Origin of the sequence: Rahnella victoriana (genome assembly GCF_021276285.1) — a bacterium.
In the GTDB taxonomy this organism is placed as follows: domain Bacteria; phylum Pseudomonadota; class Gammaproteobacteria; order Enterobacterales; family Enterobacteriaceae; genus Rahnella; species Rahnella victoriana.
Genome location: NZ_CP089920.1, coordinates 168,332 through 193,917 on the forward strand (window position 1 = coordinate 168,332; position 25,586 = coordinate 193,917).

A 25,586-nucleotide genomic window follows, 5' to 3' on the forward strand; every position below is an offset into this window, starting at 1 on the left:
CCGGATTATGACAACGCAATCTCTCCCGACCCCGGAGTACAGCCGTAATATGCGGCTGATCGGTCAAAGCGATCAGGGTGGAAAACCGGACGGCGTGCAGGTGATGGTTCACCGTGGTTACGCCTATATCGGCCATATGGTGTCACAGGGTTTCTCCATTGTGGATGTACGCGACCCGAAAAATCCGCGCCCTGCCGGTTTTGTGGCGGCACCGCCGGGCACCTGGAATGTGCATTTACAGGCGCATGACGATTTACTGCTGGTGATCAACGCCCGTGATTTGTTTGCGGATGTGCGGTTCGCCGATGAAAAAGTCTATTACACCCGCTCCGTCAGCGAGACGGTGCAGGGTACGCAGCAGCGTGGCTGGAGCGCGGGTGTGCGCATCTTCGATATTTCGGTGCCCGATCAGCCAAAAGAAATCGGTTTTCTCGGGCTGGAAGGCATCGGCGTGCATCGTATCTGGTATGTCGGCGGGCGCTGGGCGTATGTGTCCGCGCTGATTGACGGCTACAGCGATTACATCTTTCTGACCCTCGATCTGGCTGATCCGCGCAATCCTCAGGTCGCAGGACGCTGGTGGTTGCCGGGTATGCACACCGCTGGCGGTGAAACGCCGGACTGGCCGGAGGGCAAACGTTACGCGCTGCACCACGCGATCATCAGCGGCGATACGGCGTATGCCAGCTGGCGCGACGGCGGCCTGACATTGCTGGATATCAAAGACCGCACTGCTCCGCAGCTGATTTCGCACCGCAACTGGAGCCCGCCATTTGGCGGCGGCACGCACACCGCGCTGCCGTTGCCCGACCGTGATCTGCTGGTGGTGCTGGATGAAGCGGTGCTGGATAATCAGGAAGATGGCGAGAAACTTATCTGGCTGTTCGACGTGCGCGAGCCGTCGAATCCGGTCAGTATTTCGACCTTCCCGCAACCGGAAGAACGGGACTACGTCAGCAAAGGGGCGCACTTCGGACCGCATAATCTGCATGAAAACCGGCCGGGGAGTTTTATCAGCTCAACGCTGATTTTCGCCACCTATCAGAATGCCGGTGTGCGGGCATACGACATCAGCAATCCGTATCAGCCGAAAGAAACCGGTGCGCTGGTGCCCGCCGCGCCCGCCACCATGATGGATAAACGTCCCGGCAGGCCGCAGGTGATCCAGTCCTGTGATGTCTTTGTCGATGCACAAGGCATTATCTACAGCACCGACTATAACGGCGGATTATCCATTATCGAATACCTCGGCTAATCCCCTGCCCGCGCCTGAGATTATTTGGTTTCAGGTGCGGGAGTTTTCGGTGTGCTAACAAAACCAAAATCTGCCAAAAAATGTCCACCCCCAGTAGACAGCAATCACCGTGAACATGACGCATCTGCTGTAGTTTTTTTTCTTTATTGCAGTGGGAAAGAAAAATACTAACGGAGCAATAAAGAGTGCGGTGACAAAAGCAGAGAATCCTCGCGTGACATCTCCATCAAGACCGTCAAACCCCTGCACATTTGCACACCAGTCTGAAGTCTCAGTGAGACTTTGTGTTGTATCAATAACAGAAAAGATGAAAATCAGTAACGCACAAAAACAATAATATAAAAAAACAAAAGGGCCGAGTAATGCAGAAAGGGTTACGGGCTTTAAATTATCCATCAGTGAATTCCCATCAGTTTTTTGATTCTGTCCTTCCGTTTTATAATGGCAAGTCCGTAAGAAATGTAATTGCGGCGCTGATCGCTTACAGGTAAAGAAATAGCGTTAATGAAATCTCGTTTTTGCCTTTCAATACCTCTGTTATATCGTGAGCCCGCTAATATCAATTGTTCGTCAGTCAGTATGTCGGTGTTGGTGTCTGGATAGTCATATTCAACGAGTTCACGTAAGTGAAGAGCAACAACTTTTAAGTTAAAATCGTCATTTTGTAAACATCTTCCAATTTGCAATTGTTGTCTTGTTGAAAGTGATCTCGGTTCTATCCCCAGAGTTTCGGCCACGGCACGTATTTGTATTGCCACAACTCCAATGGAGACTCTGTTAGAGTAATCATTATTGCTTCGGAATGAATCGATAAGTTGTCTGTATAATAAGACTTGTGGTTTTAAATTGTCGGGTTTGCCCCCGGCTTCCTGCCATGCAACATCAGCAAGAAGCAGCGCAGGTATCTTTGCTATGTGCGCATATTTTGTAATTGTTTCTTTGTGAAACCGGATGAATGAGTCTTTATAGAGGTAAAGGTAAGCGTCACCCCAATAATTAAACGGGTCATCCTCGTGCCACCTTGCAATAGTATAATCAAGAAAATCCCAGCGGCGAAAATTCCTGCCCTCCGGTTTGCAGATGAGTTCGTTGTTTTCCATAATGCCAACCTTGTTTAATCATATCGGTGAGAGTTTTTAGAAAACGCGCTCATCCCAAATGCTATAACCTGAAGTGCCTGCTTTAATATGCTCCCAGGTAATGCTCTGGTAATTAACTGAGATCATTTCTTCTGGTTGGTCACCTGCATGATCAATGGCGTGGGGATAAATGAGGCTGATGCCATGGAGATATGCTTTCCTTACCGTTACCGAATAGTAAATTTCATTAACCCCTGAAGCCGATGTCCGGAAAAAATCAAACTTCATTTCTAGCTCTTCATTGGCAGAAATGGCGATGCCAAATAAGGGGGATGACTTATCGATAAGTTTAATAAATGAGATCGGACCGTGATTGACATTCTTCGCTCTGGTCAATGCGTGTTCGAAGGACAGAACCATGATTTGATCTTTATGAGCAGCTTGATACCGGTTACCGATAGAATTCAGCGTTGAGCAACCGGCAGAAATCAAACCTTGTTGCTTTCCTTTAATTGTCACGTAAATCATGTTCGCCATGTGTGTCTCCTTTTTTATGGTTGTGGGTCATTTTACACATGGGCGATGGCCTGTTATTTGTCTGCTTCACATTTATTCAAAAACCAGACCGTTCATTTATACACTTTAGGAACATATATTCATTTGGTGGATGTAATTCAATGCATTTATTTGTCTGGTGTTTTTTTAAATGACGTAAATAAACGCCGCAGGCTACGTGACCTTGCGGCGACTTATCAATACCTCGGCTAATCCCCTGCCCGCACCTGAGATTATTTGGTTTCAGGTGCGGGTGTTTTCGGTTTTCCGGCCAGCGATTTTCCCGGACTGAGTACCAGCCAAACCGCCAGACAGATCAGAATGCCACCGGCAAAGAACCCTTCAGACAGCGTTTCATTCAGCAGCAGATACCCCCAGAGGATGCCGAACGGCGGGATCAGGAATGTCACGGTCATGCTGCGCAGCGGGCCGATATCGGCAATCAGCCGGAAATACAAAATGTACGCCCACGCGGTGCAAACGAAACCGACTGCCAGCACACAGAGCCAGACCAGCGGTTGCGCCCAGGTCACCGGCGCTTCGGTAGCCGAGGTATAGAGGAAAAACGGCAGCAGGAACAATGTGGCACCCAGCTGACTGCCGGTAGCCACCAGTTTAGGATCCAGCCCGCCGCGTTCGGTGATCCAGCGACGGGTGAGGAAACCGGCGACAGCATAACAACCGGTCGCCACCAGACAGGCTATCACCCCCGCCAGCAGTTGCGGGACTGATTCTGCGCTGCCGGTGGTGGTCAGCAAGGTAATGCCGAACAGGCCGGTCAGCACGCCGAGTGCTTTTTTAAGCGTCACGGTTTCATGGAAGAACAGGCCGCCGAGCACAACCCCCATCAGCGGCGTGGTGGCGTTGAGGATGGCGGAATAACCCGCCGGAAGCCAGCGCGCGGCCAGACAATACATCAGGAACGGCAAACCGGAGTTGATCACCCCGAGCAGCAACGAATGGCCAAATTTTTGCTGATAATCGCGCGGCGTTCTCAGCACCGCGAGGATCACCACCAGCCCGATAAATCCGAACAACACCCGGAGAAACGCGGTATTAATGGCCCCGAACGCCGGAGACGCCACCCGCATAAACAGAAAGCTGCCACCCCAGATCGCGGCTAACAGCAACAGACGGCAATAATCACCACTTTTCATTCACATCCCCTATTGAACATTATCTGATGTCTTGTTTTATTGATGTATGCAGACCGCTAAAATTGTGTTGTTCAGTGTAGTTAATTTACTTCCTGACAAATCCTCTTTTTCTTGCTTTGTTATTCTCACCAGGGCGTTTCAATGACTGATTTTTCGCAAACTGATTTTGATGTTCGTCTGGAATGGGGCGCGCAGGCGGTGGAGCATCTGGCGGCGGACGCCGACTGCATCGTGATTATCGATGTGATGTCGTTTTCCACCTGCGTCAGTATCGCAACAGACTCTGGCGCTACGGTGTATCCGTATCCGTGGAAAGACGCCAGTGCGCAGCAGTATGCCGTTGCGCGGGATGCGCAATGCGCGCAGTTTGACCGGCGTTTTCAGGGGCCGGGTTTCACGCTTTCGCCCTGCTCTTTGCAGGAAATCTCCGCCGGAACCCGGCTGGTCCTGCCTTCTCCCAACGGTTCAGCATTGACCTTTGCCGCCAGAACCCATGACGCCGCGATTTTCACTGCCTGCTTTCGTAATCTCACTGCCACTGCCACTGCCCGCGCCTGTGAAAAGTATCAGCGCATTCTGCTGATCCCCGCCGGTGAAAAATGGCCGGATAACAGTCTGCGTCCGGCGATTGAAGATCTCGCCGCTGCGGGAGGATTGGTTGCCCGTTTGCCACATCGCGTTGTTTCCCCTGAAGCCCGTGCGGCCCGTGCGGTGTACGACAACCTGCCGCTGGCGGAACTTGAACAGTGCGGCTCCGCAAGGGAGTTGTTACGCCGTGGTTTTGCTGCTGATGTCGCCCTGTGTCTGCAGGAGGATGTGAGTGATTTTGCCTGCCCGTTAAAGGGTGAGTTTTTTACGGCGGTAAGCGGCGCGTAAAAAACCGCTCTTTTTGATCCTCGTCTGATCTATAACCCGCATAAAGGTGTGTGATAGGTTTGATACTTATCATCTATCTTTTGCTGCATCTTGCAGCGACGTCGTTTTATCCGGGACAGAATACATGAGCCAGAGTAAATCGGATGCGTCAGAACATCCGCAGGAAGAGTCCGCCGTCAGTTCGGGTCTCTCCGTAATTGCTTTATTGGTGGCAGCGGCTTTTTTCATGGAGTTCATTGACGGCACGGTGATTGCCACCGCGCTGCCGCAAATGGCCCTGTCGTTCGGGGTTTCCGCTGTGGATCTGAATGCCGGGATGAGCGCCTATATGCTCACGCTGGCGGTATTGATCCCGGCCAGTGGCTGGGCGGCAGAACGGTTCGGGGCGCGGAATGTGTTCACCTTCGCCCTTGCCGTGTTTACGCTGGCCTCGCTGTTTTGTGCCATGGCGAGCAGCGTCAGCGAATTTATTATTTTGCGCATCATTCAGGGGATTGGCGGTGCGCTGATGGTGCCGGTCGGGCGTCTGACCGTACTGAAAACCACGCCGAAACCGCAGCTGATTAAAGCCATCGCCACGCTGACCTGGCCCGCGCTGGTCGCGCCGATCCTCGGGCCGCCGCTCGGCGGGTTCATCACGCACTACGCCTCCTGGCACTGGATTTTCTATATCAATGTGCCGCTCGGGATCATCGCCATCATGCTGGCGTGGCGGTTATTTCCGCAGGAACCTGCCGAAGAGCCGAAGCATTTTGACAAGCCGGGGTTTGTGCTGACCGGGCTGGCGATGCTGTCGCTGGTGACGGGTCTGGAACTGATCAGTCAGGACCATATTCTATGGACCACTGCGGTGCTGTTGTTGCTGGCGGGCGCGGTGTTATCGGTGCTGGCTGTTCGTCATTTGTACCGCGATCCTGCCCCGATGGTGCATTTAGGTGCGCTGGTGATCCCGACGTTTCGTATCAGTATGGGCGGCGGTTCGCTGTTCCGGGTAACCATCAGCGCCGTTCCTTTCCTGCTGCCGCTGATGTTGCAGGTCGGTTTCGGGCTGGATCCCTTCCATGCCGGTTTGCTGGTGCTGGCGGTGTTCGCCGGGAATCTGGCCATGAAACCGGCGACCACGCCGCTGATCCGCCGTTTCGGTTTTCGTCCGGTGCTGGTGGTCAATGGCCTGCTCAGCGTGTTTTCGCTGCTGTTCTGCGCGTTCCTGACGCCCGGCACGCCTGACTGGCTGGTGATGATATTGCTGTTTCTCGGCGGTCTCAGCCGTTCGATGCAGTTTACGGGTATCAGCACGCTGGCGTTTTCCGACGTACCGGCGAAACAAATGGCCGACGCCAATACCCTGTTCAGTACGGTCTTGCAGCTTTCCGTGGGGCTGGGGATCACGGTGGGCGCGCTCGGGACCCGTCTCGGTGAACAACTGGTGGATGCACTGCACTGGGGATCGGTACCGGGCATGAGTTTTAAAGTGGCCTTTATCGTGATTGCCGTGCTGACGCTGATCGGCTGGCTGGATATGTTGCGCCTGAAACCGGATGCCGGATCATCGGTATCCGGCAAAAAGTAAATCACTGCTCTATGATAAGTCTGTTCATTCACCCTTCCGGAGAACCCGATGTTCACAGGATTAAGTGCGTTTCCTCTCACACCGCTGACAGATAAAGGCATTGATGAGAAAGCCTTTGTCAGACTGATGGAAAGGCTGGCAGAGGCCGGTGTGGATTCGATTGGCGCGCTGGGTTCGACGGGCAGCTATGCCTATCTGAAACACAGTGAACGCGACCGCGTGGCGCGACTGGCGGTGGAACATGCCAGAGGGATCCCGGTGATGGTCAGCATCGGGTCGGTGCGTACGTCCGATGTACTGCATCTGGCGGAAGATGCCCAGCGGGCGGGCGTCAGCGCGGTGTTACTGGCTCCCGTGTCTTATCAGAAACTGACGGAAGACGAAGTGTTTACGCTGTATGAAACCGTCAGCCGACATCTTTCCGTGCCGCTGTGCGTTTACGATAATCCGGCCACCACCCATTTTGAGTTTTCCGATGCGCTTTATGCGCGTATCGCGCAACTGCCTCACGTCGGCAGCATCAAAATCCCTGGTCTTTCAGTGGATCCGCTGACCACGCGCCAGCGGCTGGCAGCACTCCGCCCGCAGGTGCCTGCGCATGTGACGCTGGGCGCGGCGGGCGATCTGGCGGCGGCAACGGTGCTCACCGAGGGCGGCGATGTGTGGTATTCGGTGATTGCCGGACTGTTCCCGGAAATTCCGCTGGCGATCACCCGAGCGGCGCAAAAAGGCGATACGCAGACTGCGCAGGCGCTGTCTGCTCAGCTGGAGCCGCTCTGGGCGCTGTTCCGTTCACACGGCAGTTTGCGTGTAGTGGCTGCCGCGGCGGAGATCCTCGGGATAGTGTCTGCGCCTTGCTTACCGTTACCCCTTCAGTCGTTGTCGGGCGATGCGCGTCAGCATCTTACTTCCGTGCTGGATACCTTATTTCAGCACTGAAGCACGGACTGAAATACGGGGGGATTATTAACTAAGTTCCTTTCTAAATCTAATGACATTCACAGCGTGAATGTCATTATCTTACAGCCTGTTACCCTGCCGTTTTATCCTTGCGCCATATCACTTTTTTCTGATTTTCAGGGGTCGGAATAAACGGCTTTCTATTATTATGCGTCGCGGCGGAAAGGCTATTTTCCGCCGCGCGGAGAGGTTTGTTTTTAACTGAAAGTCAAAAGGAATGATAATGCCATACGGTGATAATGGTCAGGGACTCTTTCGCAGAGGGCAGCTTGAGCAACAAATAATCAGAACCACCAAATTCTCGATTTACGCGCAGGCGGTGTATTGCGTTAACAGAATGCTGCGCGAGGCCAATGTGGGTATTTCGGAGCAGGCGTATCAAAGCATCTCACGCAATATTACTGCGGTGACAAACGGACGCCTTTACGAAACATCGGCTTCACTTTCAGAAGCGCGGGTATTTGCACGTGATACTGTGGGGGCGATAAAAGCCGGTGATTTTAAATCGGCGGCGATCACCGCCAGCGGCGTGGCGATCAACGCCATTGGCGGGCCGCTCTTTTTTGGTCATTATGACCGTAACAAACTGATCGCAATAGAACGCCATCTGTACGATAACTTCCACCTGTAATTTTCTGACCACCACATGGGGGCTGACAGCGCGTTTTGCCCCCGTACGGGTTTCCCTTCTTTTTCATCGCGCTCACGCCCTAAACAGCCACCCTTTTTGTCGCTTATTCCGCCGTTTGATTTCGCTTAAATCGCCTAGAGTGGCAGCATCATGAACCTTTTCTGCCTGTGCGCTGATGCCGGGCAAAACCAATAAAGGCTATTCAGGCGTGGCAAAATCATTTTTACGCAGTGGCAGTCTCAATGACATCCTTGCGCTGGGCGAAAACGGGCAACCGGTTTACGCCTCAGCCCTGCAATTACGCGAAACCTTACGTCTGCGTAAACACCCTGTGATTGCCGATTGTCTGGCGATCCCGCAACTTAACGAGGCCGGTGACCGCCTCGACTGGTATTCCCCCCGTGAAGGCAAAGTGGTGTCCTGGGCGGCGGCGACAGATGCTGCCCGCGCTTCGGCTTTGCGTCAGCTGGAAAATTGTCTGGAAGTGGTCGCGCAAATCAGCAAGGCAGCAAAATCCTCTGAAAAATCCGCCAGTCAGTTCTTCGGGTCCCTGCTGGAAAAGGCGTTTCGTTTCCCGGACCAAAACCATGTCTATCTGGTCGGTGGTCAGCCGGTGCTGACGTTCTGGGGCTTTGTCAGTCTCGACAGCACCAGCAATGCCGATCCTTTTGCCGCCCTGCGTGACACCCTGAAAGCCGATGGGCCGCTGCCGGCCTTGTCGCTGATGGCTGAAAAAATCAACGCGCCGGAACCGGTGGTTGAAGCGCCGGAACCGGTACGGGTGATCAAAACCATCGAGGCCCGTGCGGCTGAGCAGGAGGAGGTGAAACCGGAACCGGTTGCCGCCCCGCGCCGCACATTATCGCCATTAATCTGGGCGCTGCCGGTGGCGGCGCTGGTGGTGGCCGGTTCGGCCGCAGGCTGGCTGTATTCGCGCACGCCTGCGCCAGCAACTGACACGGTGAAAGCCGCCGTGCCGAAACCTGAAGCGGTCAACCCGCCGGCAGCACAGCCTGCGGTGATCGCCCCGCCGCCGGTGGCGGCAGAAATCAACGCGCCGGAAGTGAAAACACCTGAACCGGTGACATTGCCGGTCGCGCCTGCGGCGGTTGTCCCTGCGCCGCAACCGGTGGCGGAAGTGGAAAATACACCGGTTGTCGCCGAACCGGCCCCTGCGCCGGTCAGCAAGAATGCGCTGGTGATGCCGCCGGACGCGGTAAAAATCGGTTCCACCAAATTCCTCAACGGTAACTGGAATGTGGTCGTCGATATCAAAGATCCGGTGACCGGCAAACCGCCGGTGCTGCGTTATCAGTTCAAACAAGGTCAGGGTACGGTGAAAATCACTTACGGCGCGGGCGTGACCTGCCGTGCGGCGGCCAATGCCGGTCTGATGCAATCAGGCAATCTGGTGATTAACAGCCGTTACAGGGCGAAATGCAGCGACGGTTCCCGCTATCAGATGCCGGAAATCAGCTGTACTCAGGGCGCGACCGGCGCTGCCGTGTGTCAGGGCCGTTATACCGGCGACACGGTTTACCCAATGACGATTAAGCGCGAAGGTAAATAACAGCATGCTGGCAACGATTATTGATTTTAAACAAAAGATTACCCTGATCCAGGACAGCGGCATTCAGTTCCTCGACTTCGCGCTGAAGCCGGTCTGGGATGACGGACTGCCTGCCAAATTTGTGCGTAAAAGCGCCAACGGCCCGTTATTGCGTCTGGATTATAATCCGCAAAATGGCCGTCATTTTTTACCGGGGCTGGACGGCGGCGCGCCTGAAGTGGTACGTCCTGAGTTCAGTTTCCCGCTGGAACAGTCGCTCAAGTTGCTGGATCAGATCTGGCTGCCGTTGCCGTTCCTGCGTTTCAATCCGCCACGGACGTTTATGGCCGGGCCGGACAACTGGGCGCGGGTGCAAATCCGTACACTGGATAAACCGGAAGCCGATGGCAGTACGCACCGCGTGGTGATTGCTTTTGATACCCGTGTGGCGGAAGGCGATGAGGAACACACTCAGCTGACGCCGGTCACGGATGACGTGAAAAACGGCATCAGTTTTGCGCTGGCGTGGCATAACGAAGAGCTTCTCGATTTCCTCGATCAGACCTGGGTTGACGGCTGGCTGCGTGAAGTCTTTACCGAGCAGTCGGCCCTGCGGGAGGCTCGCGAGGCGCGCAATATCAAAGTTGCGCTGCGCGAGTTTGAATATCAGGCGCATTACCTGAATCTGCTGGAAATGCTCGGCAGCCAGCTGGGTATCCCGGAACTGAAGATCAACGGTGCCACCTTGCAGGAACCGGCGATCAATGTGGATCTGATCCTCGATGTCGGCAACTCGCATACCTGCGGCATTCTGGTGGAAGACCATGTGGGGGAAACCGATGGCCTGAAACAGACCAGCGAACTGCAACTGCGCGACCTTTCGCAGCCACATTTTCTCTATAACGAACTGTTCGAAAGCCGGGTGGAATTCGCCGAGGCGCGTTTCGGCAAACCGAATTTCTCGGTCGAAAGCGGTCGTGATGACGCCTTTATCTGGCCGTCTATTCTGCGCGCCGGTCGTGAAGCCAGCCGTCTGGCCCTGTTGCGGGAAGGCACGGAAGGATCGACCGGGATTTCCAGCCCGCGCCGTTATCTGTGGGATGAAGACAGTTACACGCCGGGCTGGCGTTTCAGTCAGGGCGGACACGGCGCAGTGCAGGAGCCGGTGGCGGCCGCCATGCCGCTGACCTTCCTGATCAATGATGATGGCCAGCCGTTGTCTGATTTAGCGCCGGAAGACCGTCTGCCGGTATTTTCTGCCCATTACAGCCGCAGTTCGGTGATGACGCTGATGCTGTCTGAACTGCTGGCGCAGGCGCTGATGCAAATCAACAGCCCGGCGCAGCGGACCAAAATGCTGCGTTCTTCAGCGCCGCGTCAGTTACGCAATATCATTCTGACCCTGCCGTCGGCGATGCCGAAACCGGAACGCGAGATTTTCCGCCGCCGTATGCAGGAAGCCATCGGTCTGGTGTGGAAATCCATGGGCTGGCATCCGTCGGATGACGGTTTTAAATCGCAGGCCGACAAGGCGAAAAGCCGCATGCCGGTGCCGGATGTGCAGATGGAATGGGACGAAGCCACCTGCGGACAAATGGTCTATCTGTATAACGAAACCCAGGTGAATTTCGGCGGTCATACCGGCGAATTCTTTGCCAGCATGGCGCGTCCGGATCGTGAACTGGCCGATGACGAGCCGGTGGGCAAAACTCTGCGCATCGCCTCGATTGATATCGGCGGCGGCACCACCGATCTGGCGATCACCCAGTACTGGCTGGATGACGGCATGGGCAATAACGTCAAAATCACCCCGCGCCTGCTGTTCCGCGAAGGTTTTAAAGTCGCGGGCGACGACATTCTGCTGGATGTCATTCAGCTCTATATTTTACCGGCGTTACATGCGGCGCTGAAAAAAGCCGGTCTGGCGAACCCGGACAGCCTGATGACGCGCCTGTTTGGCAGCGAAGGCCGCATGGACGGTCACGCCACGCTGCGCCAGCAAAGCACGTTACAGATTTTTATTCCGCTGGCGCGCGCGGTGCTGGAAGTCTACGAGCGGTTTGATCCGCTGGATACTCACGCAGAAATCGATGCGCCGTTTGGTGAACTGCTGGAACAGGCGCCGACGCAGAAAGTGCTGGATTACCTGCACGGCGAAATTCAGCGCGTGCTGCCTGCCGGTTCGGCGGTGTTTGATATTTTGCAGGCACCGCTGGTGCTCAAACTCAGCAAGCTGCACAGCGAGTTTTTATCCAATCGCATGAGCATCACGCAGAACCTGCGTTCGCTGTGCGAAGTGGTGTCGCTGCATGATTGCGATGTGCTGTTGCTGACCGGCCGCCCTTCGCGCTTCCCCGGCATTCAGGCGCTGTTCCGCCATCTGCAACCGCTGCCGATCAACCGTATGCTATCGCTGGATGGTTATCACACCAGCGGCTGGTATCCGTTTAACAAACTCGGTCGTATCGACAACCCGAAATCAACGGCGGCCGTCGGCGCGATGCTGTGCCTGCTGGCGTTGGATCTGCGTCTGCCGGGGTTCTATTTTAAAGCGGGCGATTTCCAGCCCTATTCCACGGTGCGCTATCTGGGCATGCTCGATGGTAACAAGGCGCTGAACGACGACAATGTGTGTTACAGCGACATTGACCTCGATGCCCACGATTACAAACTCGACAGCGCGGCCAGCTTCCGTATCCGTGGCGCTATTTGTCTCGGTTTCCGTCAGCTGGAAAATGACCGCTGGCCTGCGTCACCTTTGTATACCCTGTCGATTGCCGAGCCTGAACTGGCGCGTAAAGTGGCGGGCGACAGCGTGCTGCGGGTCAAACTGGCGGTGAAAAAAGGGGAAGATCACCCGACGCCGGAATTTTTCGATATCGCCAGCGCGGTGCTGGATAACGGCACTAAAGTGCCGTCTCATCACCTGCGTCTGCGGTTAAACACACTGGGCGAGAGCCATTACTGGATCGACAGTGGGAGCGTATTCGTCTCATGACTACCCGCACAACAGCAACTATTCCGGTGCCATCACTGACCACTAACGCGCTGCAACGTCAGTTTGCGGCGACGTCTGCCACCCTCACCGATGCGCTGGACTGGGTGGAATCCACCCGTGCACAGGCGCCGCGTCTGGATCTGGAAGCGGACCGGCTGAACCTGCAGTTAAAGCGTTGCCGCGATCAGGCGCAGCGTCTGGCGCTGGCCTGTGAACTGCCGCCTGCGCTGGGCTTTTACGGTCATTCGCAGGCCGGAAAATCCTATCTGATCTGCTCGCTGGCCGCCGGAAATTACGGACGCCTTGAAACCCGTCTGGGCGGCGTGACCCTCGATTATCTGACGCAGATTAATCCCGGTAACCGTGAGGCGCGGTTTGCCACCCGCTTCACCCGTCAGGCCGACGTGCGTGACCGTGCGTTTCCGGTGCGGGTATTACTGCTCAATGAAGCGGATCTGGCGCGTATCGTCACCCGCGCATTCCGGCCGGACAGTCAGTATCACGTACCGGATGCACAGCAAATCACGGAACATCTGAATCAGCTGATGATGCACCGCCAGCCGGAACCGGTAGAAGGCTTTACCAGCGAAAAGATGATGGGATTATGGGATTCCATGATTCGGCTGGATCCCCGCCGTTTCCGCCATCTGAATGCGCATTACTGGCCGGTGGCGGTGAAGCTCGCGCCTTATCTGAACATTGATGACCGCGCGCGTTTGTTCTCGCTGCTGTGGGGCAATGATCCGGTGCTGACCGCTGCCTATCGTCATTACGCACATACGTTGCAGCATCTGGGTGGCGCACAAAGCCTGCTGGCTCCGCTGAGTATTTTAGTGGACGACGCGATGCAACCGGCCGACGGCATGTTCAGCCCGTCGCCGACCTGGGATATTCAGATCCCGGTGTGTCCGCAGTTTGGCGAGGAAAGTGCGACACCGGTGACGTTGTCACTGGCAGAGCTGACGCTGCTGGCGTCTGAAGTGCAAATTCCCCTGCTGTCTCCGCCGCGTGAAGCCTTGTTTGAGCAGATCGACCTGCTGGATTTACCGGGACACGGTGCCCGTTTCGATGACAATCAGGGTGATGAACTTGAGCGACTGTTCCGCGCCAAAGTGGCGTATTTGCCGGAGCGCTACACCGATCGCCATGAAATGAACATGCTGATGGTGTGCACCGCCGCAGATAACCGTGATGATGTGGTGGCCGTGGGGCGCACGCTGGAACACTGGGTGCGGGAAATGCACGGCGAAAACACGCAGGTACGTGGCCGCCGCAAACCGGGGCTGGTCTGGGTGCTGACGCCGTTTGACCGCCGCATGACTGAATCAGTGCATTATGACGAAGCCGTTCAGCGCCATGTCGGTAATCCGGGCGATGCCTGGGGCGCGTTGCTGGCGATGGACGAACGCGGCCTGCAACGTATGGCGGATTATCTGGTGGCGGAAATCCGTCCTGAAGTCCGTCTTAACCGTCTGTGTGAATTACGCGACGAACTGCACCGGGAACTGACGGATAACCTGCTCGGACGCTGGTATCAGGAAGGCGACGTGGCGGATCCGGCACAGAAACAGCGGACGGTGCAGACGGTGATTAAAGCCCTGCAAACCCGCACCGGTGTGCACGGCGAGTTGCTGGAAAAACTGCTGCCCGGCCGCGAGGAACTGCACCGTATTTATCACGAACATACCGCTCAACCGGCAGACACCGGCGAAACGGATGAGGCAGGCGCAGAGAGTTTCGGCATCGGTATTGATATCGATCTGTTTGCCGAGCAGCAACAGGATGTTCAGGCATGGCAGGAAAAACCGGACGACGGCACGGCGTTTGCCCGTCAGGTGCAGCGTTACTGGATCAACCATCTGCGCAGCCTGCCGGAAAACGAACCGCTGATTGCCCTGCTTGGCGTGGCAAAACCGACCGTTGAACTGCTGATGGAAGAGCTGATCACCGCCAGTTTCCGTCTGAATATGGGTGAGGCGCTGGTTCGCTCCCTCGGCGGCGCGTTACCGGCGGGCGCGCGTGAACATGAGCATCACGCGGACCGTCAGGTTTCCCGCGCGCTGACCGTGCTCGGCGATTTCGTTGCCTGGCTGGGCTTCGAGAAACAAGCGGAAGCGGAACGGCCTGAAAGCCGCATCAACAAAGGCAACAAGATTTTTGCCAAGCCGCAGAAAAGCGTCGCCAGCTGGAAATCCTCCCGCCGTCTGACCAAACTTTCCGCCACTCCGACCAATACCACGGCGTTTTATATTTACGACTGGCTGGTGGGGTTGCAGGAAAGCATTATGCGAAATGCCGGATACGCGGCAGGCGGGGAAATCCCGGCCAAAGCGCGTGAAACGCTGATGCATTTGCTGAAGGCGCTGAACGCCGGACACTAAGGGTAAACACACGGAGCCGCAAAATAAGGCTCCGTTTTTTTATCCCGATTTTCTGTGCATGACCGGTAAAATCAGACTCATCACCGCAACATGCGTTACACAAATCTGGCGTAATCCGTCTATACCTAGTGGGGTAAGGAAATATCATTCACCGTTTTGTGCCTCTGCACAGAACAGAAACGGAGTCCATTATGACTGATATCGCAACGTTACTAGGCAAAGAAGCCGATTCACTCCTTCAGCATCAATGTTCCACCATCACCTCCGATCAGCTTTATCTTCCCGGTGCCGATTTTGTTGATCGCGTGATGATCGACAACAACCGGTCGCCGCGCGTGCTGGCCGCGATGCAAAATTTGTATAACACCGGACGTTTAGCCGGCACCGGTTATCTGTCGATCCTGCCGGTCGATCAGGGGGTTGAGCACTCGGCGGGGGCGTCGTTCGCCGCCAACCCGCTGTATTTCGATCCGAAAAACATTGTCGAACTGGCCATCGAAGCGGGCTGTAACTGCGTGGCGTCAACCTATGGCGTGCTGGCCTCGGTCTCCCGCCGCTACGCACATAAAATTCCATTCCTGGTCAAACTTAACCACAACGAAACCCTGAGCTACCCGACGCAATATGACCAGACGCTGTACGCCAGCGTGGAACAGGCGTTTAATCTTGGCGCGCAGGCCGTGGGGGCAACCATCTATTTTGGTTCCGAACAGTCCCGCCGCCAGATTGAAGAAATCTCTGCCGCCTTTGAGCGTGCGCATGAACTGGGCATGGTGACCGTGTTGTGGGCGTATCTGCGCAATCCGGAGTTTGTGAAAGACGGTAAGGATTACCACTCCAGCGCTGACTTGACCGGACAGGCCAACCATCTGGCCGCCACCATCGGGGCCGACATTGTTAAACAGAAGATGGCGGAAAATAACGGCGGCTATACGGCGGTTAAATTTGGCTATACCGATGATCGCGTCTATTCGAAACTTACCACCGATCATCCGATAGATCTGGTGCGCTATCAGCTGGCGAACTGCTATATGGGCCGTGCCGGGCTGATAAACTCCGGCGGTGCGGCGGGTGAAAATGATATTCAGGAATCCGTGCGCACGGCGGTGATCAATAAACGCGCTGGCGGGATGGGGTTGATTCTGGGGCGTAAAGCCTTTAAGAAATCTATGAAAGAAGGCGTGGCGTTAATTAACGCCGTTCAGGATGTGTATGCTGACAAGAAGGTCACGATCGCCTGACCCTGAATTTTCATGATGACGATGGCCGGAAGATTGCGCTTCCGGCCATTTTTATGACACGCGGTTATTTGTTCAGTTGTTCAGTTAGCAGGACGGCGGCTTCAGCGGAAGACCCCGGATTCTGACCGGTGATCAGCAGACCGTCGCGTACCACGTAAGATCCCCAGTCGGCCCCTTTCGAATACACTCCGCCCATCTGTGTCAGCTAACGGCTAAATGTAAGTTTTTTGTGAGGATTTAATTCGCAGAAACGCTAAAATCTCCTCAACTTTCTGTAAATTCGGCCGATGAAAGTTCTTTCGGTTGTATTCAGACCCCACTTGCGGAGTGATACGGATGTTAATTGGGATAGATTTAGGTACGTCAAACTGCGCAGTCGCCATCTGGCAGGACGGTCAGTCGGTTCTGGTGCCTAACGTCTACGGCAAAAACCTGACGCCTTCTGTGGTCGGACTGGATGACGACGGCCATATTCTGGTCGGCGCACCCGCGCATGCGCGTTTATTTACGCATCCGGATCTTACCCTTTCCAGCTTCAAACGTTTTATGGGGACGGAGCATCCGTTCCGTCTCGGTCAGCAAACCTTTCGCGCAGAAGAACTCTCCGCCCTGCTGCTGCGCAGCCTGAAAGCGGATGTCGAGCAATACTGCGGCGTGCAGGTGGATCGCGCGATCATCACCGTCCCCGCCTATTTTAATGATATTCAGCGTAAAGCCGTAAAAGCCGCCGGTGAACTGGCCGGGCTGCACGTCGAGCGTCTGCTCAATGAGCCGACCGCTGCCTCGCTGGCGTACGGGCTGGTCAATCAGCAGGAACAGAAATTCCTGGTGTTCGATCTCGGCGGCGGCACCTTTGATGTGTCGATCATTGATATGTTCGAAGGCGTGATCGAAGTGCGCGCCAGCAGCGGTGACGTGTTCCTCGGCGGTGACGATTTTACCCGCAGTCTGGTCAGCTGGATGCTGGCGCAATATCCGCAACTGAATAAAGACGATACCGCGCTGTTCGGGCAACTGGTGACGCTGGCGGAGAAAGCCAAATGCCAGCTGACGACTGAAGAGAGCACCACGATCAGATACCAGTGGAAAGGCCAGTCGCTGAACTGGACGCTGACCAGCGGCGTGCTGGCGCAGTGTTGCGAAAGCACGCTGGAACGGATGAAAAAGCCGGTGATTCAGGCGCTGCGCGATGCCAAATTCTCCGCCGATGAAGTGGATCACGTGGTGCTGGTCGGCGGTGCGACGCGTATGCCGCTGGTGCGTCAGGCGGTCGCCCGTCTGTTCGGACGCTTCCCGCGCAGCGAACTGCAACCGGACGAAGCCATTGCGCTCGGTGCCGGTATTCAGGCCGGTCTGGCGCTACAGGATCAGGCGCTGGACGATATCGTTCTGACGGATGTGATGCCCTTTACGCTCGGTATCGGGATTTCGCGTCCGAAAGGCGACGGCTACGAAGACGGTCACTTCCTTCCGCTGATCGAGCGAAACAGCTTTGTGCCGGTCAGCCGGGTGGAATCCATTGTGACGATTTCCGATCAGCAAACGCATCTGAATCTGTCGGTGTATCAGGGCGAAGCGCGGCGGGTGGCTGACAACATTCTGCTGGGGTCGCTGACGGTGGATGTGCCGCCGCGTCCGGCGGGTGAAATGACCGCCGACGTGCGTTTCACTTACACCCTCGACGGTATTCTGGAAGTGGAATGCAAAATCACCAGCACCGGTCTGGTGGAAAAACTGGTGATCGAGAAAGCGCCGGGTAGCCTGACGCCTGCGCAAATCACGGAAAGTCTGCTGAAACTGGAAGCCATCAAACAGCATCCGCGCGATCAACTGGTTAACCGCCAGTTAGTGGCGGAAGCCAACGCTTATTACGAGCAAAGCCTCGGCGATCAGCGTCAGTTTATCGCCGATCAGTTGTATCGCTTTGAGCATGTTCTGGATACCCAGGATGCGCGGCTGATTGCCGCAGCGCGCAAGGAGTTTGAGGCGCTGCTGGTGCATCTGCGCCGGGAATGGGAATAACACGATGGGCATCTGGACGGTTCTTGGCATTGAACCCACGCAGGATCTGACGGTGATTAAGCGTGCCTATGCCCGTCAGCTGAAAACCACCCGGCCCGATCAGGATCCCGATGCCTATCAGCGTCTGCGTGAGGCGTTTGAATCCGCCAAACGTGGCGAGCAATTTTGGGGTGTCAGTGACGTTGTCACTAATCCCATCCCGCTGATGATTGTCACCGGTGAGGGATTAATCCGCCGGACGCAGGTTCACCATCAGGTTTCTGCCACGGCCAGTCTGCTGCTGGAGAATGAACACGCCGGGCTGAAACAACTGGCGGACTGTCTGTCGGGCGAGTTGCTGCAAAACCTGCAGTTGCGCGAGATGTTCAGCCAGCAACTGGCCTGGGAACTGGCAGAGCGCGAAGGTCTGACCCCGGCGTTGCTGGAAAGTGTGGCGGCCCTGATGGAATGGGGGATCAATAATTATCAGCCTGACGGGATTTCAGGCTACCAGCTTGACGCGATGTATCAGCAGATTGAGCATACCGGCGCGGGGCGTCACGGACAGGTGCTGAAGCCATGAAGCCGGTGTTAATCAGGGCGCGGTTTTACTTCCGGGAGGGGAAATGAGTCATCAGGGAATATGGGCTGTGTTGGGCATTGCGCCGACGCAGGATCTCAGCCTCATTAAACAGGCCTATGCGCGTCAGCTGAAAAACACGCGGCCTGATCAGGACCCGCAAGGCTATCAGCGCCTGCGCGAAGCGTTCGATGCGGCCAGAAACGCCAGCCCTCCGTCCGGAAGGACCACGCCGTTTCCGCAGGGGCTGGCGGGCGACACCGAAGCGCCCGACGCCGCGCCGGAAGCGGTTTCACCCGCGCCGGTGGTCGTGCGTGAAGATCCCGCCAGACTGGCGTTTAAAGCGAAAGCCCGGGCGAACCGGGTGGCGCTGGCGCAAATTCCGCAGATTGTTGATGCGATGATGGACGATGAAACGGAAGGTTTACAGCAACTGGTTGCCTGTCTGGCGTCTGATGCCCTGCCCACACTGGATCTGCGCGAGCAATTCAGTCAGTCGCTGGCAAAACAACTCAGCGAGCGTGAAGGACTGTATTCCGCCCTGTTGATCAAGGTTTCCGGCATCATGGGCTGGGACATTGATCACTATCAGCCGGGCGGTATTTCCGCTCAGCGTCTGGCCGCGCTGCACCGGCAGATTGACATGACGGGCGCGAATTATTACTGGTCGGTGCTGGCACGGGAATATCAGGACTCCGCGTTAAACCGTTTACGGCTGCGGTTGCTGACGGTGGAAGGCGCGACGCTGCCCTGGTGGGCGAGACTGGTGCCGGATTTTCTGACCTCGCTGCGCGATAAACTCCGGGAGATCAGAACGCATTATCCGGTATTGCTGCCGCGCGTGAATCCGGTGTTACTGAAAACCTTGTCTGAAACCCGGCTGGCCCTGAGCTGGGGCACTGTTTTCCTGACCGGATTCTGGTTACTGCTGATCATGCTGGCGACCCGCGAGCACGCAAATCCCTGGCCGGTACGCGCAAGTCTGATCCTGCTCGTCGGGTTATATATTCACGGGTACAGTTTTCTCGATCAGAAACTGCGACACAAGCCGCGTCTGTGGTGCGCCACGGTGAGTGCATTCTCCGTGCTTTCGACCGCCATTATGGTGAAAATCTTGCTGGGCTTTTTCTCGGTATTTAAGCCCGATGCCGGAAATCTGGCGATGGCAGTGACCAATTATGGCGTACTCAGCGCCAGCAGTTTTTGCGTATTGTGGATGATGGCGCCAAAACACTGGAAATGGTACGGCGTGCCGCTAAACGCCATGATCATTCTGCTGATTTTCCCGTGGCAACTGATGAGAAGAACCCGGGGCGTGGTCGGGATCGTCGCTTTTGTTTTCTTACTGTTTATTTACGCCCTGCTGCTCGCCTTCGGATTATCTTAAAAAACTTTATTTTTTATAAAGCGCAGACAGGTTAATAATTCAGAATCCGAGTTAAGGCTGAATTTAGACATGATTTTTCTTTTATGTGCACTGACGCATTTCACCCCGATGCGCATTTCGCGGGCAATCTGGTCCACGTCATTTCCGCGATGAAAATGTTTGGCGACATTAATTTGCATCGGTGACAGCATCTGATGATTGCATTGAGAACAGTTGCGCGGAAGCTGACCGGGCATGCCGCTGGTGCGGTTCACCCAGCCGTTAAATATCAGTTTTTTCATGCGGTTCAGCGAACATTGCCGATTGATAAAAATAATGTTGCTAATGCACAACGGCAGGTCTGCCGTAAACGGCACGGTCCGGCAATCATAAACCCCGATGATCAGGCTGTGCGCGTGGCGGGCCTGCAACAGCGGCGGACACACATGGATTTCGCCCGCGCTGAAATGTTTCACGATAATGTCAGCATACGGGATATTGCTTTCGTCCAGATCCTGTATCTGCACCTGCATATTCTTTTCCGTCTCAAATATCTGGGTTAGAAAATGCGTCATGCCGAGACGATACGCCATATTAGGGTCTTCAAAAATAATATTGATCATGACATCCGTCTGTTATTTAACATATAAAACGCCGCGCAGTGCCCCTGCGTTTTATGAGGAGATGTCAATTTTGTTAATATTCCTTTTTAACCTCAAGAAATTTTAAGGTGTAATTTTACACCGGCGGGATCAGGGGCGGCACGGCATCATTTCCGCCCCTGAGAATTTCTTTACTCTGTCAGCACCCAGACGCTGACACTGCCGCCATCGCAATAAAATAACGCCTTGCCCTCTCCGTCGCTTTCAACGATATCCTGGCGGTTTTCCAGCAGGTCACGCCATTTTTTGTGGGCGAAATGCTCACCGAGTTCCAGCGTTTTCTCCCCCGCTTCGCTGTTGGACATCACCACCACGCAGCCCGGATGTTCAGCGGTGCCGCTGCGGGCAAATGCGATGCAGTTCGGGTGATCCAGATAATCAGTTTGTGCGCCCCAGGCGTAGGTCTGCCGTGCCCGGATTAAGGTTTCCAGCCCCGGGATCACCGGCATATCGATGGTGTAACTGTTGCCGTCGTCACCTTCGTCTTCATAGGTCGCACCCAACAGGTCCGGATAAAACACAATCGGCACGCCCTGCTCACGCAGTAAGATCAGGGCATAAGCCAGCGGTTTAAACCACGGCTCAATGGGCGCTTCCAGTGACTGCAACGGCTGAGTGTCGTGGTTGGCGACCAGCGTCACCGCATGTGCCGGATCGGCGGCGACCAGCGTATTGTCGAAAACAGTGCTCAGGTTGTAATCCGCCCCCTGTTTTGACGCATGATGGAAATTCAGTTGCAGCGGAGCATCAAACAGCAGGGTTTTGCCCTCGACCTGATCAATGTAATTTTGCAGGGTCGGCACATCGTGCGACCAGTATTCCGCGACGATAAACATCGGCTGTTCCGCGACCTCCTGAATATGGTCGATCCAGTCTTTGTAGAACCATGCAGGAATGTGTTTGACGGCGTCGAGACGAAAACCGCTGCACTGCGTTTGCTCCATCAGCCAGCGCGCCCAGTATTTCAGCTCTTCATCCACCGCCTTGTTGCGAAAATCAACGTTGGCGCCCATCAGGTAATCGTAATTACCGAATTCGTCATCCACCTGATCGTTCCAGCCACCGCCGGTATAGTCGTTAATGATTTTGAAGATGCCCTGTTCATCCGGATTTTCGATGTGATCGACACCGCTGAAACAATGGTAATCCCAGATGAATTCAGAATGCTGGCCGTTGCGGGCGGCAAAGATAAAACGTGTCCAGGCATCGGCTTCGATGATGTCATCGCTGATGTCTTCGCGGTTGTCGATATTGACGCGGTTGACCTGTACCCGCTCTTTCTCATCTGCGCCCATTTTGTGATTGAGCACCACGTCGAGGATCACGCCAAGCTGATGCGTTTTCAGTGCACTGATGGCCGCCAGTAACCCTTCTTTATCGCCATATTTGGTGGCGCGGCTGCCCTTCTGGTCAAACTCGCCGAGATCAAACAGATCATAGGTGTCATAACCGACCGAATAGCCGCCGGAATCGCCTTTATAAGCGGGCGGAAGCCAGACGGCGGTGATGCCTGTTTCGGCCAGCCATGCCGCCTTTTCCGCCACTTCTGGCCAGAGTTTCCCGCCATCCGGGTAATACCAGTGAAAGAACTGAAACAACGTAGGATTCTGCATACAGGCTTTCCATTCGAGTGACCGGGAAATGAAGTATGGAGCAGGAACGGGAAAAATGTGGCGGCAGCCGGTCTTCAGGCAAAAAAAAGCCGGTCAGCAAGGTGACCGGCTTTGTGCGCGCGTCAGATCTGAATCAGTTGATATCAGGGTGCTGCGCGATCAGGTTTTTGCGTTTGGCTTCCAGCTCGATGATCTGCGCGTCAATATCTTCGATTTTATGTTCGATATTGTCGTGATGTTCCTGCAGGATCTCACGGGCTTCCGCGCGGTCAGAGGCCGCTGGCGTCGCGCCTTTCAGCGGACGGTTGGCGGTTTCTTTCATGAAGATACCGGTCACCAGACCAATCATCGCCACCACCATCAGGTAATAGGCAGGCATGTAGAGGTTATTGGTCGCTTCCACCAGCCAGGCGGCGATGGTTGGCGTCAGACCGGCAATCAGCACCGACACGTTAAAGGCAATCGCCAGTGCACTATAGCGGATATGCGTCGGGAACATCGCCGGTAAGGTCGAGGCCATCACGCCGATGAAGCAGTTCAGCAATACCGCAAGGATCAGCAACCCTAAGAAAATCAGCCCGATCACATCACTGTTAATCAGGATGAAGCACGGGATCGCCAGAATAAACAGGCCGATACTGCCGATGATCACGAAGGGCTTACGGCCAAAGCGGTCACTGAGCATCCCCATAAACGGCTGGACGAACAGCATACCGACCATAATCGCGATGATGATCAGCACACCGTGGTCTTCCGAATAATGCAGGCTGTGCGACAGGTAGCTTGGCATGTACGTCAGCAGCATGTAATAGGTGACGTTGGTGGCAATGACCATGCCCACGCAGATGATCAGCGGACGCCACTGTTTGGTCAGGATCTCGCGGAAAGATACGCGCGGCGGTTCTGCAATGTCCTTACGCGAATCGCTGTCGATTTTGTCCACGTGCTGCTGGAACGTCGGGGTTTCTTCCAGCGCATGACGCAGGTAAATACCGATCAGCCCCAGCGGTGCGGCGATGAAGAACGGAATACGCCAGCCCCATTCGAGGAAGTTCGCTTCACCCACAATGCTGGAAATCAGCACCACGACGCCCGCACCCAGGATAAATCCGGCGATAGAACCGAAGTCCAGCCAGCTGCCTAGGAAGCCGCGTTTTCTGTCCGGCGAGTATTCTGCGACGAAAATCGCCGCACCGGTGTATTCGCCACCGACCGAGAAACCCTGCGCCAGTTTTGCCAGCAACAGCAGGATCGGCGCCCAGATACCGATCGAGTCGTAACCCGGTATCAGCCCGATACAGAAGGTACTGACGGACATGATAATAATGGTGACGGAGAGCACTTTCTGACGGCCAAATTTGTCGCCGAGCGCCCCGAAGAACAGACCGCCCAGAGGCCTGACCAGGAAGGGAACCGAGAAGGTTGCCAGTGCGGCAATCATCTGGATACCGGGATCTGCGCCGGGGAAGAATACCTGACCTAACGCGAAGGCCACGAAACCATACACACCGAAATCGAACCACTCCATGGCGTTACCGAGTGCGGCAGCGGTAATGGCTTTTTTCAGCTTGGTATCATCGATGATGGTGATGTCGTTGATTTGCATCGGTTTAACACGTTTTTTTCTTAATCTCATCCTTTACATCCCTTTTCTAAAATACTCCACATTTCACCGTGAGATATTTTTGTTCGTACCCTTTAACTATTTCAGGTATCAATAATTTCTAAGCAAGCCATATCATTATAGGATGCTTTTGCGTTGGAGCAAAAGGCTGCCATTTTGTGATCAGCCTTACATTTTTGTTTTCCCCTGCCGCCGTTTTGCTTCGCTAAGTGGTAATGTGTTTTCAATTTAATGAAACTGCATTTTAATTAATGAAAAGGAAGCCGGAACAACGGCTGATTTCATGCTACTTATGGGGTGAATCATGGCAAAAGGTTCTCAGATTCAATTTAGTTTCCACACCGTTCAGGATCCGCAGACCGGTGCCCGCGTTACGCGTCTGACGCCGCCGGATGTGTTGTGTCATCGTAACTATTTCTATCAGAAATGTTTTACCCGCGATGGCAACCGGCTGTTGTTTGCCGGTGAATTTGACGGCAACCGCAACTATTACCTGCTGGATCTCAAAACGCAGAAAGCGGTTCAGCTCACCGAAGGCAAAGGTGATAACACCTTTGGCGGCTTCCTGTCACCGGATGATCAGTCGCTTTATTACGTCAAAAATGAGCGCAGTTTGCAGTGCGTAAAACTGGCTGATTTCAGCGAGAAAACCGTCTATACCGTGCCGGAAGAATGGGTCGGCTACGGCACCTGGGTGGCGAACAGCGAATGCACCAGCCTGGTGGGGATCGAAATCAGCCGTGAAGACTGGACACCGCTGTCCGACTGGAAAATCTTCCAGGAGTTTTATCACAGCAACCCGCATTGCCGCCTGTTGCGTGTCGATTTACTCAGTGGCAAATCCCGCGTGATCCACGAGAAAAACGAATGGCTGGGGCACCCGATTTATCGTCCGTTTGATGACAGCACGGTGGCATTCTGCCACGAAGGCCCGCACGATCTGGTCGATGCGCGGATGTGGCTGGTGAATGAAGACGGTAGTCATGTGCGCAAGGTCAAAGAACATGCGCCGGGTGAAAGCTGCACGCATGAATTCTGGGTGCCGGACGGTTCGGCGCTGGTGTATGTTTCCTATCTGAAAGGCCAGCATGACCGGCATATCCGCCGTTTCGATCCGCAGACCGGCGAAGATATTTGCCTGATGACCATGCCCGCCTGCTCGCATCTGATGAGTAACGAGAACGGCACGCTGCTGGTCGGCGACGGTTCGGGAACGCCGGTGGATGTCAAAGATACCGCCAGCCATACCATTGAAAACGATCCGTGGTTGTATATTTTCGACGCCGAAACCCGTCAGCATGCGCCGCTGGCCGCGCACAACAGTTCATGGCGTGTGCTGGATGGCGACCGTCAGGTCACGCATCCGCACCCTTCCTTCTCGCCGGATGACCGTCATGTGTTGTTCACCACCGATTACGAAGGCAAACCCGCGTTGTATCTGGCGGAAATCCCGGATGCCCTGCTCAGCTCATTAAGAAAGGATTAAGT

20 protein-coding genes and 1 pseudogene are annotated in these 25,586 nt (G+C 55.1%); 13 read left to right on the top strand and 8 right to left on the bottom strand.

Translation table 11 applies throughout. The annotated features are described in order from the left end of the window. Positions 1–7: 7 nt before the first annotated feature. On the top strand, positions 8–1,255 hold the full coding sequence (locus J9880_RS22150) for an LVIVD repeat-containing protein (RefSeq protein WP_232770786.1): 1,248 nt from the start codon (positions 8–10) through the stop codon (positions 1,253–1,255). A gap of 54 nt (positions 1,256–1,309) precedes the next feature. Here the strand turns inward: J9880_RS22150 and J9880_RS22155 are convergent, their stop codons facing one another. From J9880_RS22155 to J9880_RS22170, 4 genes are all read right to left on the bottom strand, one after another. Continuing rightward, entirely contained in the window at positions 1,310–1,651 is a 342-nt protein-coding gene (locus J9880_RS22155; protein WP_232770787.1) for a DUF2645 family protein, read from the bottom strand. Then, positions 1,651–2,355, bottom strand: a complete 705-nt coding sequence (locus J9880_RS22160; RefSeq protein WP_232770789.1) for a hypothetical protein — start codon at positions 2,353–2,355, stop codon at positions 1,651–1,653. The genes J9880_RS22155 and J9880_RS22160 overlap by 1 nt, the downstream gene beginning before the upstream one ends. A gap of 36 nt (positions 2,356–2,391) precedes the next feature. Beyond that, entirely contained in the window at positions 2,392–2,871 is a 480-nt protein-coding gene (locus tag J9880_RS22165) for an Hcp family type VI secretion system effector (RefSeq protein WP_232770790.1), read from the bottom strand. A 251-nt stretch (positions 2,872–3,122) separates the two neighbouring features. Continuing rightward, positions 3,123–4,046, bottom strand: a complete 924-nt coding sequence (locus J9880_RS22170; protein WP_232770791.1) for a DMT family transporter — start codon at positions 4,044–4,046, stop codon at positions 3,123–3,125. A gap of 141 nt (positions 4,047–4,187) precedes the next feature. Here J9880_RS22170 and J9880_RS22175 point away from each other — a divergent pair, with 141 nt between their 5' ends. From J9880_RS22175 to fbaB, 8 genes are all read left to right on the top strand, one after another. Continuing rightward, entirely contained in the window at positions 4,188–4,922 is a 735-nt protein-coding gene (locus J9880_RS22175) for a 2-phosphosulfolactate phosphatase (protein WP_232770793.1), read from the top strand. 124 nt (positions 4,923–5,046) lie between these two features. Further along, on the top strand, positions 5,047–6,492 hold the full coding sequence (locus J9880_RS22180) for a DHA2 family efflux MFS transporter permease subunit (protein ID WP_131693094.1): 1,446 nt from the start codon (positions 5,047–5,049) through the stop codon (positions 6,490–6,492). 48 nt (positions 6,493–6,540) lie between these two features. Beyond that, positions 6,541–7,431, top strand: coding sequence for a dihydrodipicolinate synthase family protein (locus tag J9880_RS22185; protein WP_232770794.1), 891 nt, complete (start codon positions 6,541–6,543; stop codon positions 7,429–7,431). Between the two features lie 244 nt (positions 7,432–7,675). Continuing rightward, positions 7,676–8,083, top strand: a complete 408-nt coding sequence (locus J9880_RS22190; RefSeq protein WP_131693096.1) for a hypothetical protein — start codon at positions 7,676–7,678, stop codon at positions 8,081–8,083. Between the two features lie 208 nt (positions 8,084–8,291). Further along, positions 8,292–9,653 carry an SrfA family protein gene (locus J9880_RS22195; RefSeq protein WP_232770795.1) on the top strand — a complete coding sequence of 454 codons (1,362 nt, stop codon included), beginning with the start codon at positions 8,292–8,294 and terminating at the stop codon, positions 9,651–9,653. A gap of 4 nt (positions 9,654–9,657) precedes the next feature. After that, a complete protein-coding gene (locus tag J9880_RS22200) occupies positions 9,658–12,630 on the top strand; it encodes a virulence factor SrfB (protein WP_232770796.1) in 2,973 nt (990 codons plus the stop codon). After that, positions 12,627–15,011 (top strand): virulence factor SrfC family protein, encoded by a 2,385-nt coding sequence (locus J9880_RS22205; protein ID WP_232770797.1) that lies wholly within the window; start codon positions 12,627–12,629, stop codon positions 15,009–15,011. Before J9880_RS22200 ends, J9880_RS22205 begins: the two co-directional genes overlap by 4 nt. Before the next feature lie 191 nt (positions 15,012–15,202). After that, a complete protein-coding gene (gene fbaB / locus J9880_RS22210) occupies positions 15,203–16,252 on the top strand; it encodes a class I fructose-bisphosphate aldolase (RefSeq protein ID WP_131693099.1) in 1,050 nt (349 codons plus the stop codon). Positions 16,253–16,316: 64 nt separating this feature from the next. Here fbaB and J9880_RS22215 read toward each other — a convergent pair. Next, positions 16,317–16,457 (bottom strand): annotated as a pseudogene (locus J9880_RS22215) (type 1 glutamine amidotransferase domain-containing protein); the annotation flags it as partial. 131 nt (positions 16,458–16,588) lie between these two features. On the opposite strand from J9880_RS22215, the gene J9880_RS22220 reads away from it, so the two are divergent. Genes J9880_RS22220 through J9880_RS22230 form a run of 3 tightly spaced genes read left to right on the top strand, consistent with a single transcriptional unit; the run spans position 16,589 to position 20,220 of the window. Further along, positions 16,589–18,274 (top strand): Hsp70 family protein, encoded by a 1,686-nt coding sequence (locus J9880_RS22220; RefSeq protein ID WP_095925751.1) that lies wholly within the window; start codon positions 16,589–16,591, stop codon positions 18,272–18,274. 4 nt (positions 18,275–18,278) lie between these two features. Then, positions 18,279–18,836: a J domain-containing protein gene (locus tag J9880_RS22225; RefSeq protein ID WP_232770798.1), complete on the top strand. Its 558-nt coding sequence runs from the start codon at positions 18,279–18,281 to the stop codon at positions 18,834–18,836. 43 nt (positions 18,837–18,879) lie between these two features. Then, positions 18,880–20,220, top strand: a complete 1,341-nt coding sequence (locus J9880_RS22230; protein WP_232770799.1) for a hypothetical protein — start codon at positions 18,880–18,882, stop codon at positions 20,218–20,220. Here the strand turns inward: J9880_RS22230 and J9880_RS22235 are convergent. The 3 genes from J9880_RS22235 to proP all read right to left on the bottom strand — a co-directional run bounded on the left by J9880_RS22235 (position 20,217) and on the right by proP (position 24,110). Further along, entirely contained in the window at positions 20,217–20,822 is a 606-nt protein-coding gene (locus J9880_RS22235) for a helix-turn-helix transcriptional regulator (RefSeq protein WP_133822309.1), read from the bottom strand. The genes J9880_RS22230 and J9880_RS22235 overlap by 4 nt on opposite strands. 170 nt (positions 20,823–20,992) lie before the next feature. Then, on the bottom strand, positions 20,993–22,474 hold the full coding sequence (amyA, locus tag J9880_RS22240) for an alpha-amylase (RefSeq protein ID WP_095925755.1): 1,482 nt from the start codon (positions 22,472–22,474) through the stop codon (positions 20,993–20,995). A gap of 133 nt (positions 22,475–22,607) precedes the next feature. Then, positions 22,608–24,110 (bottom strand): glycine betaine/L-proline transporter ProP, encoded by a 1,503-nt coding sequence (gene proP, locus J9880_RS22245; protein WP_095925756.1) that lies wholly within the window; start codon positions 24,108–24,110, stop codon positions 22,608–22,610. A gap of 292 nt (positions 24,111–24,402) precedes the next feature. On the opposite strand from proP, the gene J9880_RS22250 reads away from it, so the two are divergent. After that, positions 24,403–25,584 (top strand): oligogalacturonate lyase family protein, encoded by a 1,182-nt coding sequence (locus J9880_RS22250; protein ID WP_095925757.1) that lies wholly within the window; start codon positions 24,403–24,405, stop codon positions 25,582–25,584. Positions 25,585–25,586: the final 2 nt, after the last annotated feature.